Origin of the sequence: Acinetobacter sp. V102_4 (genome assembly GCF_031799005.1) — a bacterium.
Taxonomy (GTDB): domain Bacteria; phylum Pseudomonadota; class Gammaproteobacteria; order Pseudomonadales; family Moraxellaceae; genus Acinetobacter; species Acinetobacter calcoaceticus.
The window spans coordinates 1-16162 of sequence record NZ_JAVQNR010000039.1 but is presented as its reverse complement, the minus strand read 5'-3'; the positions used below and the strand labels follow the sequence as shown (position 1 = coordinate 16162).

16 protein-coding genes, 2 tRNA genes and 1 pseudogene are annotated in these 16162 nt (G+C 41.0%); 12 read left to right on the top strand and 7 right to left on the bottom strand.

What is annotated here, in order from left to right; all coding sequences use genetic code 11:
* The first annotated feature begins 136 nt into the window (after positions 1–136).
* The 4 genes and pseudogenes from RMB13_RS11660 (at position 137) to RMB13_RS11645 (ending at position 3598) form a co-directional block, all read left to right on the top strand.
* Positions 137–268 (top strand): annotated as a pseudogene (locus RMB13_RS11660) (hypothetical protein).
* Complete coding sequence (locus RMB13_RS11655) at positions 259–2358, top strand: FUSC family protein (RefSeq protein WP_311085312.1); 2100 nt, start codon at positions 259–261, stop codon at positions 2356–2358. Before RMB13_RS11660 ends, RMB13_RS11655 begins: the two are co-directional and overlap by 10 nt.
* Complete coding sequence (locus tag RMB13_RS11650) at positions 2351–2557, top strand: DUF1656 domain-containing protein (protein ID WP_004640831.1); 207 nt, start codon at positions 2351–2353, stop codon at positions 2555–2557. The genes RMB13_RS11655 and RMB13_RS11650 overlap by 8 nt, the downstream gene beginning before the upstream one ends.
* Positions 2558–2596: 39 nt before the next feature.
* Entirely contained in the window at positions 2597–3598 is a 1002-nt protein-coding gene (locus RMB13_RS11645; protein ID WP_003654559.1) for an HlyD family secretion protein, read from the top strand.
* 41 nt (positions 3599–3639) lie between these two features.
* On the opposite strand, the gene ruvX is transcribed toward RMB13_RS11645, so the two are convergent.
* From ruvX to recN, 3 genes are all read right to left on the bottom strand, one after another.
* A complete protein-coding gene (gene ruvX / locus RMB13_RS11640) occupies positions 3640–4080 on the bottom strand; it encodes a Holliday junction resolvase RuvX (RefSeq protein ID WP_002115066.1) in 441 nt (146 codons plus the stop codon).
* Positions 4080–4634 carry a YqgE/AlgH family protein gene (locus RMB13_RS11635; protein ID WP_003654562.1) on the bottom strand — a complete coding sequence of 185 codons (555 nt, stop codon included), beginning with the start codon at positions 4632–4634 and terminating at the stop codon, positions 4080–4082. Before RMB13_RS11635 ends, ruvX begins: the two co-directional genes overlap by 1 nt.
* Before the next feature lie 125 nt (positions 4635–4759).
* Positions 4760–6427, bottom strand: a complete 1668-nt coding sequence (recN, locus tag RMB13_RS11630; RefSeq protein WP_311085311.1) for a DNA repair protein RecN — start codon at positions 6425–6427, stop codon at positions 4760–4762.
* Between the two features lie 114 nt (positions 6428–6541).
* Between recN and RMB13_RS11625 the strand changes: the two genes are divergently transcribed.
* The 4 genes from RMB13_RS11625 (at position 6542) to RMB13_RS11610 (ending at position 10055) form a co-directional block, all read left to right on the top strand.
* On the top strand, positions 6542–7852 hold the full coding sequence (locus tag RMB13_RS11625) for a tetratricopeptide repeat protein (RefSeq protein WP_311085310.1): 1311 nt from the start codon (positions 6542–6544) through the stop codon (positions 7850–7852).
* A 76-nt stretch (positions 7853–7928) separates the two neighbouring features.
* Positions 7929–8255 carry a pyrimidine/purine nucleoside phosphorylase gene (locus RMB13_RS11620; RefSeq protein ID WP_003654567.1) on the top strand — a complete coding sequence of 109 codons (327 nt, stop codon included), beginning with the start codon at positions 7929–7931 and terminating at the stop codon, positions 8253–8255.
* Positions 8256–8357: 102 nt separating this feature from the next.
* Positions 8358–9107 (top strand): 23S rRNA (guanosine(2251)-2'-O)-methyltransferase RlmB, encoded by a 750-nt coding sequence (rlmB, locus tag RMB13_RS11615; protein WP_005037200.1) that lies wholly within the window; start codon positions 8358–8360, stop codon positions 9105–9107.
* A gap of 33 nt (positions 9108–9140) precedes the next feature.
* On the top strand, positions 9141–10055 hold the full coding sequence (locus RMB13_RS11610) for a DMT family transporter (RefSeq protein ID WP_281836774.1): 915 nt from the start codon (positions 9141–9143) through the stop codon (positions 10053–10055).
* On the opposite strand, the gene coaE is transcribed toward RMB13_RS11610, so the two are convergent.
* The 4 genes from coaE to pilB are packed head-to-tail and all read right to left on the bottom strand — an operon-like array spanning position 10052 to position 14475.
* Positions 10052–10648 (bottom strand): dephospho-CoA kinase, encoded by a 597-nt coding sequence (gene coaE / locus RMB13_RS11605; RefSeq protein ID WP_003654573.1) that lies wholly within the window; start codon positions 10646–10648, stop codon positions 10052–10054. The two genes, RMB13_RS11610 and coaE, sit on opposite strands and share 4 nt — an antisense overlap.
* Position 10649: 1 nt before the next feature.
* Positions 10650–11510, bottom strand: a complete 861-nt coding sequence (locus tag RMB13_RS11600) for an A24 family peptidase (protein ID WP_311085309.1) — start codon at positions 11508–11510, stop codon at positions 10650–10652.
* On the bottom strand, positions 11510–12736 hold the full coding sequence (locus RMB13_RS11595) for a type II secretion system F family protein (protein WP_004640845.1): 1227 nt from the start codon (positions 12734–12736) through the stop codon (positions 11510–11512). Before RMB13_RS11595 ends, RMB13_RS11600 begins: the two co-directional genes overlap by 1 nt.
* 26 nt (positions 12737–12762) lie before the next feature.
* Positions 12763–14475: a type IV-A pilus assembly ATPase PilB gene (gene pilB / locus RMB13_RS11590; protein WP_311085308.1), complete on the bottom strand. Its 1713-nt coding sequence runs from the start codon at positions 14473–14475 to the stop codon at positions 12763–12765.
* 291 nt (positions 14476–14766) lie between these two features.
* Between pilB and tpiA the strand changes: the two genes are divergently transcribed.
* From tpiA to RMB13_RS11570, 4 genes are all read left to right on the top strand, one after another.
* Positions 14767–15561 carry a triose-phosphate isomerase gene (gene tpiA / locus RMB13_RS11585; RefSeq protein WP_003654580.1) on the top strand — a complete coding sequence of 265 codons (795 nt, stop codon included), beginning with the start codon at positions 14767–14769 and terminating at the stop codon, positions 15559–15561.
* Positions 15562–15573: 12 nt separating this feature from the next.
* Positions 15574–15903 carry a preprotein translocase subunit SecG gene (gene secG, locus RMB13_RS11580; RefSeq protein WP_005037186.1) on the top strand — a complete coding sequence of 110 codons (330 nt, stop codon included), beginning with the start codon at positions 15574–15576 and terminating at the stop codon, positions 15901–15903.
* 56 nt (positions 15904–15959) lie between these two features.
* A tRNA-Leu gene (locus tag RMB13_RS11575) sits at positions 15960–16044 on the top strand.
* A gap of 41 nt (positions 16045–16085) precedes the next feature.
* Positions 16086–16162, top strand: a tRNA-Met gene (locus RMB13_RS11570).

Here is a 16162-nt window from a genome sequence, read left to right as displayed (position 1 = left end):
AAAATATCTAATCGAGAAATTGGTCGATTCTAGGCGAATTTCTTGATGCCTCTTCTTTCCAAAGTTTGGCCGTTTAAATAACGTCCAAATTGAAATCATCTGGGCCAATCAGGCAGGATGTGGAAAAATCATTGTATTGAAGGATGCTCCTCATCTCATTTGCTTTTAGGCAAATGGCAAAGTTTTGTTGTCTCTAGAAAGGCAATTTAACATTGAAGAGCATGCTCATCAGTTCAAATCTGTATTTGAGATGAGTTCATGTTATTAAAGCAAATACTGGCATTTCGCCCGAGTAGGCTTGATCTGATCTTTGCAACAAAAACATTTATTGCCGGAATGCTGGCGTTATTTGTTTCATTTGAATTAGATCTGATTAACCCGATGTGGTCGATTGGTACGGTCTTGATTATTGCCAATCCTTATTCAGGAATGGTGTCCTCTAAGTGTGTCTACCGTGTGGTAGGGACGATTGGTGGGGCTGTGATTGCCTTAACGCTAACGCCCCATCTCATTAATACACCCTGGTTATTTACTGTGGTGTTGTCGTTGTGGGTGGGTTTTGCGCTTTATGTGTCTTTACTTGACCGGACTCCACGCAGTTATGCTTTTATGCTGGCGGGTTACTCGACAGCCATGATTGTCTTTAATGCGATTACCTATATTGATCAATACAATATTTTTGATATTGCTTTAGCTCGGGTCATAGAGATTTCGATTGGAGTGATTTCAAGCGCTGTGGTTTCTGCCACTATTCTTCCAATGCACATTGGTTCTGCGATTAAGCAACGCGTCATCAAAACGCTGAAAGATACAGAGAATCTGTTTGCTAATTTATTAATTGCTGACCCGCAGCAGAACAATACTCAACTTTTAGCGACCATTACTCGCGACACCACAGATATTCATGCTTTGGCAGTACATTTGAGTTATGAGAAGGGTGAGTTGCATGGCATGACCAAACCCTTGCAGGAAATGCTTCATCAAATCTCAATGGTGGTCGCTAATCTGGTTGCTTTATCTGAGCGTATTAAGCAACTTCAAGAACTTCGATTCATCGAGACCCATGCAGAAAAACTGCAACAGCTTTCGGCTCATGTTGTACAGTTTTTAGAGCAAAAAGATCTAATTATTGATGAAAATATTTTGCAGTTACCTGATGAGTTTGAAAGTGATTTTGCAAGTTTGATGGAATCGGCTTCTACCCATCAGCAAGTTTTGGTCGCAGCCATGAAAATGGATGTGCGCCATTTCATTAGCAATGTTTTAGCGGTTAAAGTCTTGTGGCAGCGAATTCAGCAAGGTAATAAAGAAATCCCTGACAACATTACGCCAATGACCACCAAATATCCGAGTTTACACCGTGATCATGGTGTGGCTATCCGAGGTGGCATCAGTGCAGTCCTTATTACATTTATTGTAACTGGGGTCTGGATTATTTCGGGATGGAAAGCTGGATTTATGATGGCGCAAATGGGCGCAGTAACTGCCTGTATTTTAACGGCCTTAGATAATCCCGTTCCAGTTTTGCGTATTTTTATCTGGGGCAGTATAGCTTCAGCAGTTTTAGTCTTCGTTTACGCATTTGGTATTTTCCCTCATGTCACCACATTCTGGGAACTTGGACTGGTTTTATTACCTATGTTCCTGTTTGCAGTTTCTATGATGGCTAACCAGATGCTTATGCCAGTGGGTATGGTTTTGGGTATTAATACCATGATGGGCCTAAACCTGCACAATGCTTATAGCATGGATGCGGTGTCTTATCTTGATGGTTCTTTTGCCATGATCTTGGGTGTCTTGGTGTCTTTAGTTGTCATTGACGTGGTTCGTGCAATGTCTCCAGACACGAGTGCCAGCCGTATTTTGGCCTTGCATTATCGTGCAATGAGACAGGCGATTTATTTGCCATATGGTCTTGATTTTAAAGTTCACTTACGCAGCATGCTAGACCGAATTGGGATTCTAAACAGCAAAATGGTGCAATCTGGCGAGATTAAAACTTCAATTCATCAAGCACTGATTGAGTCGAGCAGTATTGTCGATTTAAGTAGATTACAAGAACTGGCGAATCAGTTCCCTCAAAATTCAGAACTGGCTCATCACATCGGAAATCTGCAACAAAATCTGGATGAACTGTTTAGAGCTAAAGAAAATGATGCAGACAATACTGTAGCTTTAGTGGAAAAAATCCATCGAGCTTTATTTGAACTAAAACAGCTTGCTTCAAATGTTGACGATATGACTATGCGACAAAGATTACTCATTTCACTTAACAATATTGCTTATAGCATGTGTCATGTTTCATCAGATCAAATGAATGAAAACAGCACCTTTAGAGGAGCCACAGCAAATGGGTGAGTTTAATGTTTATGGCATTTACGTGCCTTCTTTGCTCGTTCAAGCCCTCTTGGCATATATATGTTTCCGTGGATTAAGTGTTTTAACCAACAAATGGATTGCACAAGGCTGGATTGCATTACCTAGTATTTTTAATTTGTGTTTTTACCTTTTATTGCTCTTGGTGATACATCAAATTTTTGTTGGGGTGGGTGCATAGAGATGATTGCGAAATTAAAGATTGAGTTAGGTGAGTGAAATGAATCAGGTGGATTTGAAAAAAGTCATCCGTCCAGTAATTTTGATTGTCGCATTAATGGTTGCGGTTTATACCATTGTGCATTTGTGGAACTACTACAATGCAGCGCCGTGGACACGAGATGGTCGAGTTCGTGGTGATGTCATCCAAGTATCTTCGGATGTAGCGGGTCTTGTCACAGAAGTTTTGGTTCAAGATAACCAGAGTGTGAAGAAGGGTCAGGTACTCTTTAAAATTGATGTGTCTCGTCGAGCTTTAGATGTCGAGCAAGCAAAATCTGATTTAGCAAAAGCGAAAGCAGCATTTGCTCAATCACAAGCAGGCTTAGCTCAAGCAAAAGCAAACCTGATTAAATCAGATACCAATATTCGTTTAGCTGAAAAAAATGCGAGCCGCTATTCAAACTTAATGGATGGGGCGATTTCAAAACAAGAACAAGATCAGGTTTTTGCAACACGTGATCAATCCCATGCAGAGCATGAGCAATTACAAGCGGCAATTGAGCAGGCAGAAGCAACTGTTAAGCAACAGCAGGCTTTGATTGAGGCAGCAACGAGCAGTTTACATTTGGCTGAGCTTAATATGCATCGTGCTGCGGTAATTGCTCCTGCTGATGGTACTTTATCTAACTTTGATATGAGCCCGGGTAACTATGTTCAAGTAGGCCAAGCGGTTGCTGCATTACTTGACCGTAAACAACTTTATGTTGTGGGATACTTTGAAGAAACCAAATTAAATCGTATTCATGTCGGTGATCAGGCCACTGTACAGTTAATGGGTGATAACCAAAAAATTAAAGGCCATGTACAAGGTATTGCATCGGGAATTGAAGATCGTGAGCGTTCAAGTAGCTCTAAGCTTCTTGCCAATGTAAATCCAACTTTTAGCTGGGTTCGTTTAGCGCAGCGTGTACCCGTGAAGATCGTATTAGATGAAACACCGAAGAATCAGCTTGCTTTTGTCTCGGGACGAACTGCTACCGTACATATTGTTGAGAAGTAAAAAAAGAAGGAAGGCTTTAGCCTTCCTTCTTTTTTAAAATCTTAGGGTGTTAAACCGACTGGATTTCGATACCAACTCTGAATGAGTAGTGCAGCTGCAAAACTATCTGCTGATAGCTTTTTTGCTCGACCTTGTTCTTGGTAAAAACCTAACTCTTCTCTCGCTTCACGTGTCGTTAAACGCTCATCTACCATTAACGTTTCTATGTTGGTTTGATGACGTAAGCGTCTCGCAAATTTGCGAGCACGTGTAGAAAGTTCTGACTCGCTATCGTCCATATTTAGGGGAAGGCCAACCAAAAATAAATCGGGTTGCCATTCTTTCACGATTTTTAAGAGTTGATCCCAGTTCGGGATACCATCTTTCATGACAAATAGAGGGAGGGGGTTGGCACTTTCAATTGAAGATTGGCCAATCGCCATTCCCATTTTTTGAGTGCCAAAGTCAAAAGCCATAATCGATTTTGATTGTGTTTCGGTCATTAAGCATGTCCGATTTCAGATGCTAGCCACGCACGATCCACACCAATTTTTTTATAAGCTGCATCCCAACGATCGTCATAAGGCAGGTTAAAAATCAGATCCATATCAGCATCACAAATGAGCCAGTCACCACGCGTAATTTCGTCTTCTAACTGATTTTTGCTCCAGCTCGCATAGCCTAATGCAATTTGGTATCGACCGACACCTTCGTTATGAGCAATCGCATCAAGAATATCTTTACTGGTCGTAATACAAACATTTTCACCTACAGCAATAGATGAATGCCATGTTGGTTGCCCAGTATGGAGAACAAATCCAGCTTCAGGACGTAAAGGACCACCTTGTAAAACCGCATGTGGATTTACATTGTCAGCTTCAATGTCGAGATCGTTGAGTAATTCTTTAATTTGAATACCGGAAGGACGATTAATAATAATGCCTTGAGCACCTTCTTCATCATGACGAGCAAGATAAATTACAGTGTTTGCGAAAAAGTCATCTGCCATTTCTGGCGGGGCAATCAGACAACGGTGAGTCAGGTATTGTTTGGTCACCTAAGCGGTTCTCCCTCAAAAAATGTCACTAGAGGGCCTCTCGACCCTTTTATCTATATAGGTTCTTTTTATCAACATACAAGAGTTAATCGGATTTCGCCAATCTTTTTCTCTCATTTTCTTTATTAATTTGAAGAAGCCTGAAATTTAAGTTGGCGTAATTGTTTTGCGTGCTGCAAGGTTGTTTCATTAATTTCAACACCACCTGACATGCGAGCTAACTCAAAAATGATTTGATTTTCATCAAGTTCTACAATTGTACTGCTGGCTGGGTCAGTTTGTTGTTTTTTCACTAATAAATGCTGATCAGATTGTGCAGCAACTTGTGCTTGGTGAGTAATACATAAGAGCTGGACATGTTGCGCTAAGTCGGCAAGTAAACGTCCCACAACTTCTGCGGTACCGCCACTAATCCCGACATCAATTTCATCAAACACCAAAACTTCGGATTCGGTTTTCTCAGCATTCATGACTTGCATCACGAGTGCAATACGAGAAAGCTCACCACCAGATGCCACTCGTGCCAGTGGTTGTGGAGGAATACCTTTATTGGCAGTAAATAAAAGTTGAATAAAGCTTAAACCCTCTGCACATGGTTGTTCTAATGGTTCGAACTTAAACTCGAAGTGTGCTTCTGGTAACGCTAAAGGTTTCACTTGTTCAGTTAATTGTTTAGCAAGCGGAGCGGCAGCTTCACGACGAATATTGTCTAAATGCTGAGCTTTTTCTAAAAACTCCTCATGCGACTTTTCAACTTGCTCTGCCAGTGTTTCTGGGTCTTCAAGTTGATGTAGTTGCTCAAGCTCACGTTGCCAAGCTTCATATTCTTCTTTAAGTGTTTCCGGTTGAGTCCTGTATTTGCGTGCCAGACGATGAAAAACCTCAAGTTTAGAGTTGAGTTCTTCCATTCGCTCGGGATCAAAGCTTTGACGATCAATAAATTGACGCAAGTTTGCCGTTGCATCATCTATTTCACTTTGAGCATTCAGTAAAGAATTATAAATCTCAGAAAGTTGATCACTACGCCCGGCATGAGATTCTAGACGGCGAATAATCGAAGATATTTCTTGAGTAATATTCTGCTCAGCTTCATCTAAAACATTTAAGCTGTAGCTACAGTCTTGCATGATATGTTCATGATGGCTAAGACGATCAAATTCTTGTTCAATTTCTTTGTAATCGGTTTGGACAACCTCTTCAAGTTCTTCAATTTGATGCTCTAAAGTACCAATACGCTGCAAACGTGTTGCTTGTGCATCTAAGGCTGCTTGGTGCAAACGAATCGTGCGTTGCCACATACTATAGGCTTCACGTACATCATTCGCTTCAACATAAAAATTGTTATAACGATCTAGCCAATGCTTTGGATATGGTGGCTCAAGAAGCTGCTGCTGGCTGTGTTGACTATAGAGTTGAACGAGCAAACGGCCCAATTCTTTGAGTTCAGATAAACTGCTAGGGCGGCCATTGACCCATGCTTTACTACGTCCAGTTGCAAAAATAACGCGACGTAAATGAATTTCCCCAGAATCATCATCTAGCTCGTGTTCTTGTAGCCATTTTTCTTCAGGGCTATTATTTTGATAGGTAAAAACGGCGGTGATATCCGCTTTGTCTGAACCGTAACGGACATAATTCGTATCGGTACGTTCCCCTAGACAGGCAGAAAGTGCATCCAGTAATAATGATTTTCCGGCACCTGTTTCGCCTGTTAGAACATTAAATCCTTGTTCTATATCAATAGCTAAATGATCAGCTAATGCAAAATTAATTAAAGTTAAATGTGTGAGCATAAACGCATCCAACGCGCCAAATTATGGGTTAAAGATAGAGAAGTTTTGAATTTGCTACAAGTGATCTATTATTCTAACTGAAATTATAGAACAGCAAGATTGCGGATATTTACAATGAAAAAAACATTAAGCTTACCGAAACCACCGATAGGGATGATCAACCGTCATAAAAAAAGCAATCCTGCAGAAATGAATAAAATTTTAAATCAACATTTTAATGCATTTAAACAGGCTGCCGCACAAGGCGATTATGCCAAAGCTTATCAACATGTTAAACAAGCTGTTAATTTAGTTCCCAAGCATCCGGGAGCATTATCTGATTTGGCATATACCGAGCTACGCTTACGCCGTTATAACGATGCCTATCAACACTATTTGCAAGCTATTCAGGCAAGTGGGTCTAACGTAAATACAAACTTATACGATGGATTAACAGAAGTTTGTCATCATTTAAATAAAAAAGAAGAAACAATAAAATTTGGACGCTTGGCCATTACAACTAAAAAAGAATTGGCTAAGAACGAACCTGTTTTGCCTATTCCCAATCATGCGCCCCCAGAGTTTAGTTCAAACCCTCAAGAAAATATTATTGCCTTTTCATTGTTTGGAGCAAACCCGCGTTATTGTGAAACCTCTATTTTAAATACTGAGTTAGCCAAACAAGTTTATCCAGAGTGGACGTGCCGATTTTATGTCGATGATACCGTTCCAGTGCTTGTGCAACAGCGTTTAAAAGAGAAAGGTGCGCAAGTGGTACCCGTGACGGACTCCCAAAAACAACTATCAGGGTTGTTTTGGCGTTTTTTTGTGATGGATGATCCAACAATTAAGCGTTTTCTTATACGTGATGCCGACTCGATTGTGTCGTACCGTGAAAAGGCGGCTGTAGATGCGTGGCTCAAGAGCGATAAATGGTTTCATTTAATGCGAGATAACTATTCTCATACCGAACTAATTCTGGCTGGAATGTGGGGCGGATGTACGGGGATTTTTCATAATATTGAAGCACATATCAGAGATTATGTTGCCACCGGACGTTATCTGGATAATCGGGTGATGGATCAGCATTATTTGCGTTATTGTATTTGGCCGACTTTAAAACAGAGTGTGCTTATACACGATAGCCAGCAATTCGATTCAGATGCTATTGATTTTCCAGCTTGTGATCTGGCGTTAATGCAAAATGACAGTGAAAATTTTCATGTAGGAATGAATGACGGTTCACCGGTGGTTGCTACAGCAGTTGCCCATCCAACTGCACAAAGAGTGTGTTGGGTACTCCTAGATGAAAATCAGGTCGAAGTTTGCAGATACGATGCAATTGTGTCGAATAGTCGAAATATTGAGATTAATTTACCTCATGCTTTTGCCAAAAAAATTCAGGCCGAGCAGTGGAAATTACAAGTCTATCCGTATGAAAACTGATTGATTAGTTATTTAGGCACAATTAAACTACATTCATCATAATTTATATAAATATGGCATTATCTGGAGAATGTGCATGAGTACAAACCAATTTGATCATGTAACGGTCATCAAAAAATCAAACGTTTATTTTGGTGGAGCATGTATCAGCCATACCGTGCAATTTGAAGATGGAACGAAAAAAACACTAGGTGTTATTTTGCCGACTGAGCAAGCCTTAACTTTTGAAACACATGTCCCTGAGCGTATGGAAATTATTTCAGGTGAATGTCGCGTAACAATTGCGGACAGTAATGAAAGTGAATTGTTCCGTGCAGGCCAATCATTTTACGTGCCTGGAAATAGCGTTTTTAAAATCGAAACTGATGAAGTCCTCGATTACGTGTGCCATTTAGAAGGCTAAGAAATTCCTGTTCAAATCGGGTACACTATGCCCAAAGAAATCCTGTGAAGTTGGCTTTGCAGGATTTTTATTTTTTTGCTCAAACGTTGTTAGAGGTCATGCATGGCAAAACAGGAATATTATTATGGCGTTCATTCAGTGGAGTCATTGCTAGAACTTGAGCCGGAGCGTGTGCTAACCCTGTTTACTTTAAAAGGACGGGATGATCAGCGTTTGCAAAAGATTTTGCAATTGGCAGAGCCTTTTGGAATCAGTGTACAAAAAGCAAGCCGCGATAGTCTTGAAAAACTTGCAGGTCTACCATTTCATCAAGGCGTAGTTGCAGCAGTGCGTCCGCATCCTGTATTAAATGAGCAAGATCTTGATCAAATCTTAAGTGAAACTCCAGATGCCTTGTTGTTGGCATTGGATCAGGTGACAGACCCACATAACTTAGGGGCTTGTATTCGTACCGCCGCTGCGATGGGTGTGCAAGCAGTCATCGTGCCTCGTGATCGTGCGGCAAGTTTAACGCCAACTGCTCGTAAAGTTGCAGCAGGTGGAGCCGAGAAAGTTAAATTCATTCAAGTCACAAATTTAGCTCGTACATTGGCTCATCTTAAAGAAACAACTCATGTGCGTGTGATTGGCACCATGCTTGATGAAAGTGCGTTGCCACTTCAAAAATGCGATTTTTCTGGACCAGTCGTGATTGTGATGGGAGCTGAAGATACCGGTTTGCGTCCAATTACACAGGCACAGTGTGATCATAAAGTTTATATTCCGATGTCAGGAAATCTACAAAGTCTAAATGTCAGTGTAGCGACTGGTATGGCTCTTTATGAGGCTTGCCGCCAGCGTTCTGAGGTATAATTTAGCTGCCTTTCTAGTTTAAGTCATCTTGATATGTCTCCCCGTAAGCAAGGTTATTTCTTTGTATTGGTGACCATGTGCATTTGGGGCGGGTTTACGCTTTTTGCCCGTTTAAATGCACAGTGGCACATCAGTGCTTGGGACATTGCCGCACTGCGCTTCGCTATAGCCTTCTTAATTTTAATGCCTATTTTGATCTATAAAAAAGATCTCGCTTTTTTATGGAGTAAGCATGCGGTTATTCTGGCCTTGATTGGTGGGGTCATTTATTGTCTCACCGTCTACACCGCATTTCTCTATGCTCCCGCCGCTCATGCTGCAATTTTCTTAAATGGCTGTATCCCAATTTGTACTGCGTTCGCAGCATATATTTTATTTAGACAACCATTTGATAAACATACATGGGCTAGTCTGGCAATCATGATCACTGCTTTAGGGCTCATGAGTGTTTTAATGCTGCAAGGTAATGCTTCTGCTTTTGGAATAGGTGATCTACTCCTTTTTATTAGTGCGATTTGGTGGGGTATTTTCACTGTGTTACTTAAACAGTGGAAACTGTCTGCATGGCACTCAATGGCAAGTGTTGCGATTTGGTCTGCAATTATTTATTTGCCCATCTATGTTTTATTTTTGCCTAAGCATTTCATGGAAGTCAGCCCTGTTCATTTAGCCATACAAGGCATTTTCCATGGTGTATTTGTCGTTATTATTGCAACTTTGACTTATGTGGCAGCCATTCAGCGACTTGGTGCTTTTAAAACTGGAAGCATTGTCACTTTGGCGCCTTTTATTGCAGCCATATTGGCCGTACCTCTGTTAGGGGAGGCGTTAAGCCCATCGATTGTTGTGGGCTTGGTCGGAATGGGAATTGGTGCTTTACAACCTTGGCGATGGTTCCGACCAGATAGCTTGGCACAAAAAATTAAACAGCAAAATGAGCCAGATTAGTCTGTACGTTTCAAATAACTTTGATGTAAAGGCTCTAATTGTTGATGTAAATGTTCGAGTAATCCGTCATTAAACACAATGTCATTGGCAAGTTCGCGTTTTCGCTCACGTGGCATTTGCGCCGCAATAATTTTCTGGATTTGTTCTTGGTTTTGTCCATCGCGTTGGCTTGCACGCTGAATTTGAGTTTGTTCACTCGCATCAACTAATAATGTGTGATTAACCAATTCATGTTGGTTGGTTTCAAAGAGCAATGGCGAAACTAAAATCACATAAGTACTACGCGGATTTTGTAATTGTTGAATAATAGATTGGCGGATTGCAGGATGAGTAATTTGCTCAAGTGTATGGCGTGCTTGTGGATTTTGAAAAATATACTCGCGTAGGGCACGGCGATCTAAACTCCCGTCTGCTTGAAGTACCCAGTCTCCAAAAGTTTGTTGAATTTTTTGAAGGGCAGGTTGGCCTTTTTCAACCACTTCGCGAGCAACGATGTCGGCATCGACGACTTGTATTCCTTGGGATTCAAACCATTGTGTTGCAGCAGATTTTCCACTGCCAATTCCACCTGTGACTCCCAGAATAAAAGCCATCTTAACCTCCCAAATAGATTTTCATAATCTGGTCACCCCATAAAAAGGCAACCCAGCCTGCAATGGCAATATACGGCCCAAAGGCAAAGGGCTGATTGTCATTGCGTAATTTTAGTAAAATGATGCCAATAATTGCACCTAGTAAAGATGACAATAGCACAATTAATGGCAGCATCAATGGCCCCATCCATGCACCTAATGCCGCAAGCAACTTAAAGTCGCCGTAGCCCATGCCTTCTTTGCCGGTAATTACTTTAAATAGGTAATACACAATCCATAGGCATAAAAAACCAATTAAGTAACCCCAAATAGCTGAGGTGGGTGTGGTGTATATGCTAAAGATATTAATGCCTAAACCAAGTGCGGCCAAAGGTAAGGTAAAACGGTCGGGTAGCAGCTGAGTATCAAAATCAATAAATGTTAAAGCAATTAAAACCCAAGTCAGGACTAGTCCAAAAATCATTTGTATGGTTGGGCCAAACACCATGACCACAACCAGTGAACATGCCATTGTTAATAGTTCGATGGCTGGGTAGCGCATGCTAATTGCATGCTCACAATGCCCACATTTACCTTTTAAAACTAACCAACTTATGACAGGAATATTTTGATACCAGCGAATGGGCTGGTGACATTGGGGGCATGATGAAGCAGGTTTACTTAATGTTAGCTTTTCATGGTCAATGATTGGTTGTTCAGGATTGAGTAACATTTGACATTCTTGCTGCCAATCTTGTTCCATCATTTTGGGGGTGCGATAAATCACCACATTCAAAAAACTACCAATACATAGGCTCAATAGTGCAACTGCAATATAAAGTGCAGTTAAGTTTTGAATAAAATAAGCAATAATTTCTTGCATTACACGACTGAGCCCATTTGGAAAATTGGAAGATACATAGCAATCACTAGACCGCCTACGAGTACCCCTAAAATTGCCATAATTAAAGGTTCCATCATTGAAGTTAAGCCATCAACGGCATTATCAACTTCATTTTCATAGTAGGTGGCAACTTTGTCGAGCATGCTGTCTAGTGCACCAGATTCTTCACCAATTGCGACCATTTGTATAGCCATAGATGGAAAACGATTTGAAACGCGCATCGCAAATTGGAGTTGTTGACCTGTTGCAACATCTTCACGAATTTTCATGACAGCTTGTTCATAAATAACATTATTGGTTGCACCTGCTGTTGATTCAAGCGCATCAATGAGCGGAACACCTGCTGCAAAAGTGGTTGCTAAAGTACGGCTGTAGCGGGCAATAATCGCCTTGTAAACAAGATCGCCAAAGATAGGCAACTTAAGCGTGAGTTTGTCTAAACCATCACGGAATTTTTTACTGCGCTTTTTAGCTTCCATAAAAGCAGCAATAATTGCACCAATCACAATAATCATAATGAACCAGTATTCCTGCATCCATTTCGACATATTTACGACCATTTGTGTAAACGCAGGCAAATCTGCGCCAAAGGAAGAAAACAGGTCTTGGAAGACAGGAACTACTTTAACCATCAAAATAATGGTAACAACCACAGCAACCACAATAACCGTTGCTGGATATTTCATCGCTTTCTTAATTTTCTGCTTAAGCAATTCACTTTTTTCTTTGTAAATTGCCACACGATCCAGCATGGTTTCAAGCGCACCAGATTGTTCGCCAGACTCTACAAGAGAACAAAATAGTTTGTCGAAGTGCTGAGGATACTTTCTTAAAGCTGATGCAAAAGTACTACCACCTTCAACTTCACCTTTAATACCGAGTACCACCTCGCGCATCGCTGGATTTTCTAAACCTTCCGCCACAATTTCAAAGCCTTGTACCAGTGGCACGCCAGCTTTCATCATGGTTGCAAGTTGTCGGGTAAAAATCGTGATATCGAGCGTTGATACTTTTTTCTTGAATAAACCTTCAAGAATATTTTTACGCTTTTCCCGAATATTACGGACAGTTACCCCTTGTTTGCGTAGGGTGACTTTGGCTAAAGCCATATTTTTAGCCGGAAGTTCTCCCTTAATTTTTACGCCCTTACGGTCAACCCCTTCATAAGCAAAAGTCGGCATCAATTGTGCCTTTTTGACAGTCATGACATTATCCTTATTTTAAATTGTCTTTATTCACTGGTCACGCGGTTGACTTCTTGTAAAGAAGTAACACCTTGCATGACTTTCTTTAAACCTGAGCGACGCAGATTACTAAACCCCAATTTTTCAGAAGCAGCAGCGATTTCTAAAGCATTGCCATCTTCCATAATAATCTTGGAAATCTCAGGTGTGACTTTCATTACTTCATAAATACCTACTCGACCTTTGTAGCCCTCACGACACTCAGGACAACCGACCGGTTGAAAAACTTGAAAATCGGGATGTGTTAGATCTTGTTCGGTAAAACCCATTTCTAATAGGCTTTGTTTAGGAATGTCACTAGGCACCTTACATTGAGGGCATAATCGACGTGCCAAACGTTGAGCAATTACCAAATTGACCGATGTCGCAATATTAAAAGATGGAACTCCCATATTGCGTAGACGAGTAAGTGTTTCAGGGGCACTGTTGGTATGTAGTGTGGACATCACCATGTGACCCGTCTGAGCAGCCTTAATCGCGATTTCAGCTGTTTCTAAATCACGAATCTCACCGACCATAATAATGTCAGGATCCTGACGTAAAAATGATTTAAGCGCAGCCGAAAAACTAAGACCTACTTTAGGGTTCACGTTAACCTGATTAATACCTTCAAGGTTAATTTCGACCGGATCTTCGGCAGTAGAAATATTGGAACTTTCAGTGTTTAAAATGTTGAGGCCCGTATATAAGGATACTGTTTTACCAGAACCTGTAGGACCAGTAATTAAAAGCATACCTTGTGGCTTATCTAATGCTTCCATAAAGAGTGCTTTTTGCTCTTCTTCATATCCTAGAGCATCAATTCCCAACATGGCACTAGATGGATCGAGAATACGTAGAACTAGCTTTTCACCAAATAAAGTCGGAAGAGAGTTCACACGAAAATCAATTGCTTTAGATTTCGATAGCTTGAGTTTGATACGACCATCTTGAGGAACACGCTTTTCAGAAATGTCCATTTGAGACATAACTTTTAAACGTGAAGCTAACCGAGTGGCGAGTTGCAAAGGTGGGTTTGCAATCTGACGCAATACGCCATCGACCCGATAACGGACCCGATACGATTTCTCGTAGGGTTCGAAATGCAAGTCTGAAGCTCCCATACGAATCGCATCTATTAATAACTTGTTAACATATTTAACAATAGGTGCTTCATCGCCCTGAGGAGTGTCATCATCCTCTTCTGGAGCGGCTGAGGTATCAAGATCTACATCAAGATCGAACTCTTCATCACTAAACTCGAAACTACTTTCTTCAGTAAATTGCTGCGCCAGAATTTTCTCAAGTTTATGGTGCTCGACAATAACCTGCTCAACCATAAGCTTGCTGTTGAAGCGAATAGCATCAATCGCTTCAATATTGCTGGGATTACTGGTTGCAACATATAAGATCTGTCCTCTTTGTACGAGAGGTAAGACCCGATGTTTTAAAATCAGTTTCTGGTCGACCAAATCTTTAGGAATCTGGCTGGTATCGTAAACATCCAGATCAAAATATGGTTCAGCAAATTCAATAGAAATTGTTTCAGCTAATAAAGAAGGGGAGAGATGAACCTCTTCAATCAGGTACGAAACTGTATCCTGTTTAGCTCTTTTTGCTGTATCTAATGCTGTTTGCATGGTCGCTGCCGACACATGTTTTTCTTCGACTAATCGTCGAAAAAACCCCGAAAATTTTGGAGATGTATGTATGACTGACATCTGCCTACCTGTGCTCATATGTTTATAATTGGTATATAAAAAATTATACTTTTGTTATCTAAAATTACTACCTGAGAAAATGATGCTCTCGTCTTGATCCGCTTATCAAAGCTTGAACCAGTCGAAGTTTTTATTCATTAATTTTTAAAAGCTAAGGCTTTGGGCTCAATAAAGTTTTATTACTGATTTCAAATAGTAGAAAAGATATGAGCAACCCCGTTAAAGAAAAGTATCTGAAATTTGTAGAAATGCGTGTAGAATGTGCTGCATTTTTGATGAAAGGTGAGCCGTATGTCGGGTTCGACGATTACGCCTTGGGTAGTTGGCAACTGGAAAATGAACCCAATGCGTGCCAATGCCAAACAACTTATAGAAGAATTTAAACAACTATTGCAACAAAACCAAATTGCAGATGAAAGCTGCCATGTCGGGGTTGCTCCAGTTTCTATTGCACTTGCAATGGTACAAACACAATTGCAAGATGCTGCAAGAACAGTATATACAGTTGCACAAGATGTATCGCGTGTAGCAGGTACAGGCGCCTATACTGGTGAAGTCAGTGCAGAATTATTAAAAGATAGCCAAATTAATTTTGTATTGGTGGGTCACTCCGAACGCCGTGATTTATTAGGTGATAACGTTGAAATTTTGAAGGCCAAACTCCAAAATTCTTTAAATGCAGGCTTGACTGTCATTTATTGTGTGGGTGAAAGTCTCGAACAGCGTGAACAAGATTTGGCAGAACAGGTTGTATTGCAACAAATCTGTGATATAGCTCCTGTAGTGACTGCAGAGCAATGGCAAAAGCAAATTGTAATTGCTTATGAGCCAATCTGGGCAATTGGTACAGGTAAAACTGCTTCACCACAAGATGCACAGGCAATGCATGCTAAAATCCGTGAAGGTTTAAGTCAGATTACTTCTGCGGGTCCAGACATTGCGATTTTATATGGCGGTAGTGTAAAAGCTGAAAATGCAGTCGAGTTGGCAGCATGTCCAGATATTAATGGCGCGTTGGTTGGAGGTGCTTCGTTAAATGCAGCATCTTTTTATCAAATCGTAGAAGCCTTTGCACAAAGTAAATAACGAGGATAGGGTATGCACTCTTTTGTACTGATCGTACATATTATTTTAGCGGTACTGATGATTGGCTTGATTCTAGTGCAACACGGTAAAGGTGCGGATGCTGGTGCTTCTTTCGGCGGTGGCGGAGCAGCCACTGTATTTGGCGCATCGGGTTCTGCTAACTTCCTTACTCGACTTACTGCTGTGTTAACAGCATTGTTTTTTGTGACTAGTTTAACCTTAGCTGTTTTTGCGAAAAAACAGACTACTGAAGCATATAGTTTAAAAACTGTACAGACGACAGCGCCAATTCAAACAACATCGCCTGAAACTTCACCAAATGCACCAAAAACGAGTCAATAATTCGAAATAAGGCTTTCCTTTTGCAGTTGGAAGCACTAGAATGCGTCCCACAAGCTGCGGTGGTGGTGGAATTGGTAGACACGCTACCTTGAGGTGGTAGTGCTTTCGGGCGTGGGGGTTCAAGTCCCCCCTTCCGCACCAGCTTTTAACCAGAAAGTTGAGTGCAAGTAGTTTGTTTTTGTTGCGGGATGGAGCAGTCTGGTAGCTCGTCGGGCTCATAACCCGAAGGTCGTTGGTTCAAATCCAGCTCCCGCTACCA

Coding starts and splice junctions, on each gene's coding strand:
- RMB13_RS11655 (WP_311085312.1), top strand. CDS start 259: ATGTTATTAAAGCAAATACTGGCATTTCGCCCGAGTAGGCTTGATCTG.
- RMB13_RS11650 (WP_004640831.1), top strand. CDS start 2,351: ATGGGTGAGTTTAATGTTTATGGCATTTACGTGCCTTCTTTGCTCGTT.
- RMB13_RS11645 (WP_003654559.1), top strand. CDS start 2,597: ATGAATCAGGTGGATTTGAAAAAAGTCATCCGTCCAGTAATTTTGATT.
- ruvX (WP_002115066.1), bottom strand. CDS start 4,080: ATGACCGAAACACAATCAAAATCGATTATGGCTTTTGACTTTGGCACT.
- recN (WP_311085311.1), bottom strand. CDS start 6,427: ATGCTCACACATTTAACTTTAATTAATTTTGCATTAGCTGATCATTTA.
- RMB13_RS11625 (WP_311085310.1), top strand. CDS start 6,542: ATGAAAAAAACATTAAGCTTACCGAAACCACCGATAGGGATGATCAAC.
- RMB13_RS11620 (WP_003654567.1), top strand. CDS start 7,929: ATGAGTACAAACCAATTTGATCATGTAACGGTCATCAAAAAATCAAAC.
- rlmB (WP_005037200.1), top strand. CDS start 8,358: ATGGCAAAACAGGAATATTATTATGGCGTTCATTCAGTGGAGTCATTG.
- RMB13_RS11610 (WP_281836774.1), top strand. CDS start 9,141: ATGTCTCCCCGTAAGCAAGGTTATTTCTTTGTATTGGTGACCATGTGC.
- coaE (WP_003654573.1), bottom strand. CDS start 10,648: ATGGCTTTTATTCTGGGAGTCACAGGTGGAATTGGCAGTGGAAAATCT.
- RMB13_RS11600 (WP_311085309.1), bottom strand. CDS start 11,510: ATGCAAGAAATTATTGCTTATTTTATTCAAAACTTAACTGCACTTTAT.
- RMB13_RS11595 (WP_004640845.1), bottom strand. CDS start 12,736: ATGACTGTCAAAAAGGCACAATTGATGCCGACTTTTGCTTATGAAGGG.
- pilB (WP_311085308.1), bottom strand. CDS start 14,475: ATGTCAGTCATACATACATCTCCAAAATTTTCGGGGTTTTTTCGACGA.
- tpiA (WP_003654580.1), top strand. CDS start 14,767: ATGTCGGGTTCGACGATTACGCCTTGGGTAGTTGGCAACTGGAAAATG.
- secG (WP_005037186.1), top strand. CDS start 15,574: ATGCACTCTTTTGTACTGATCGTACATATTATTTTAGCGGTACTGATG.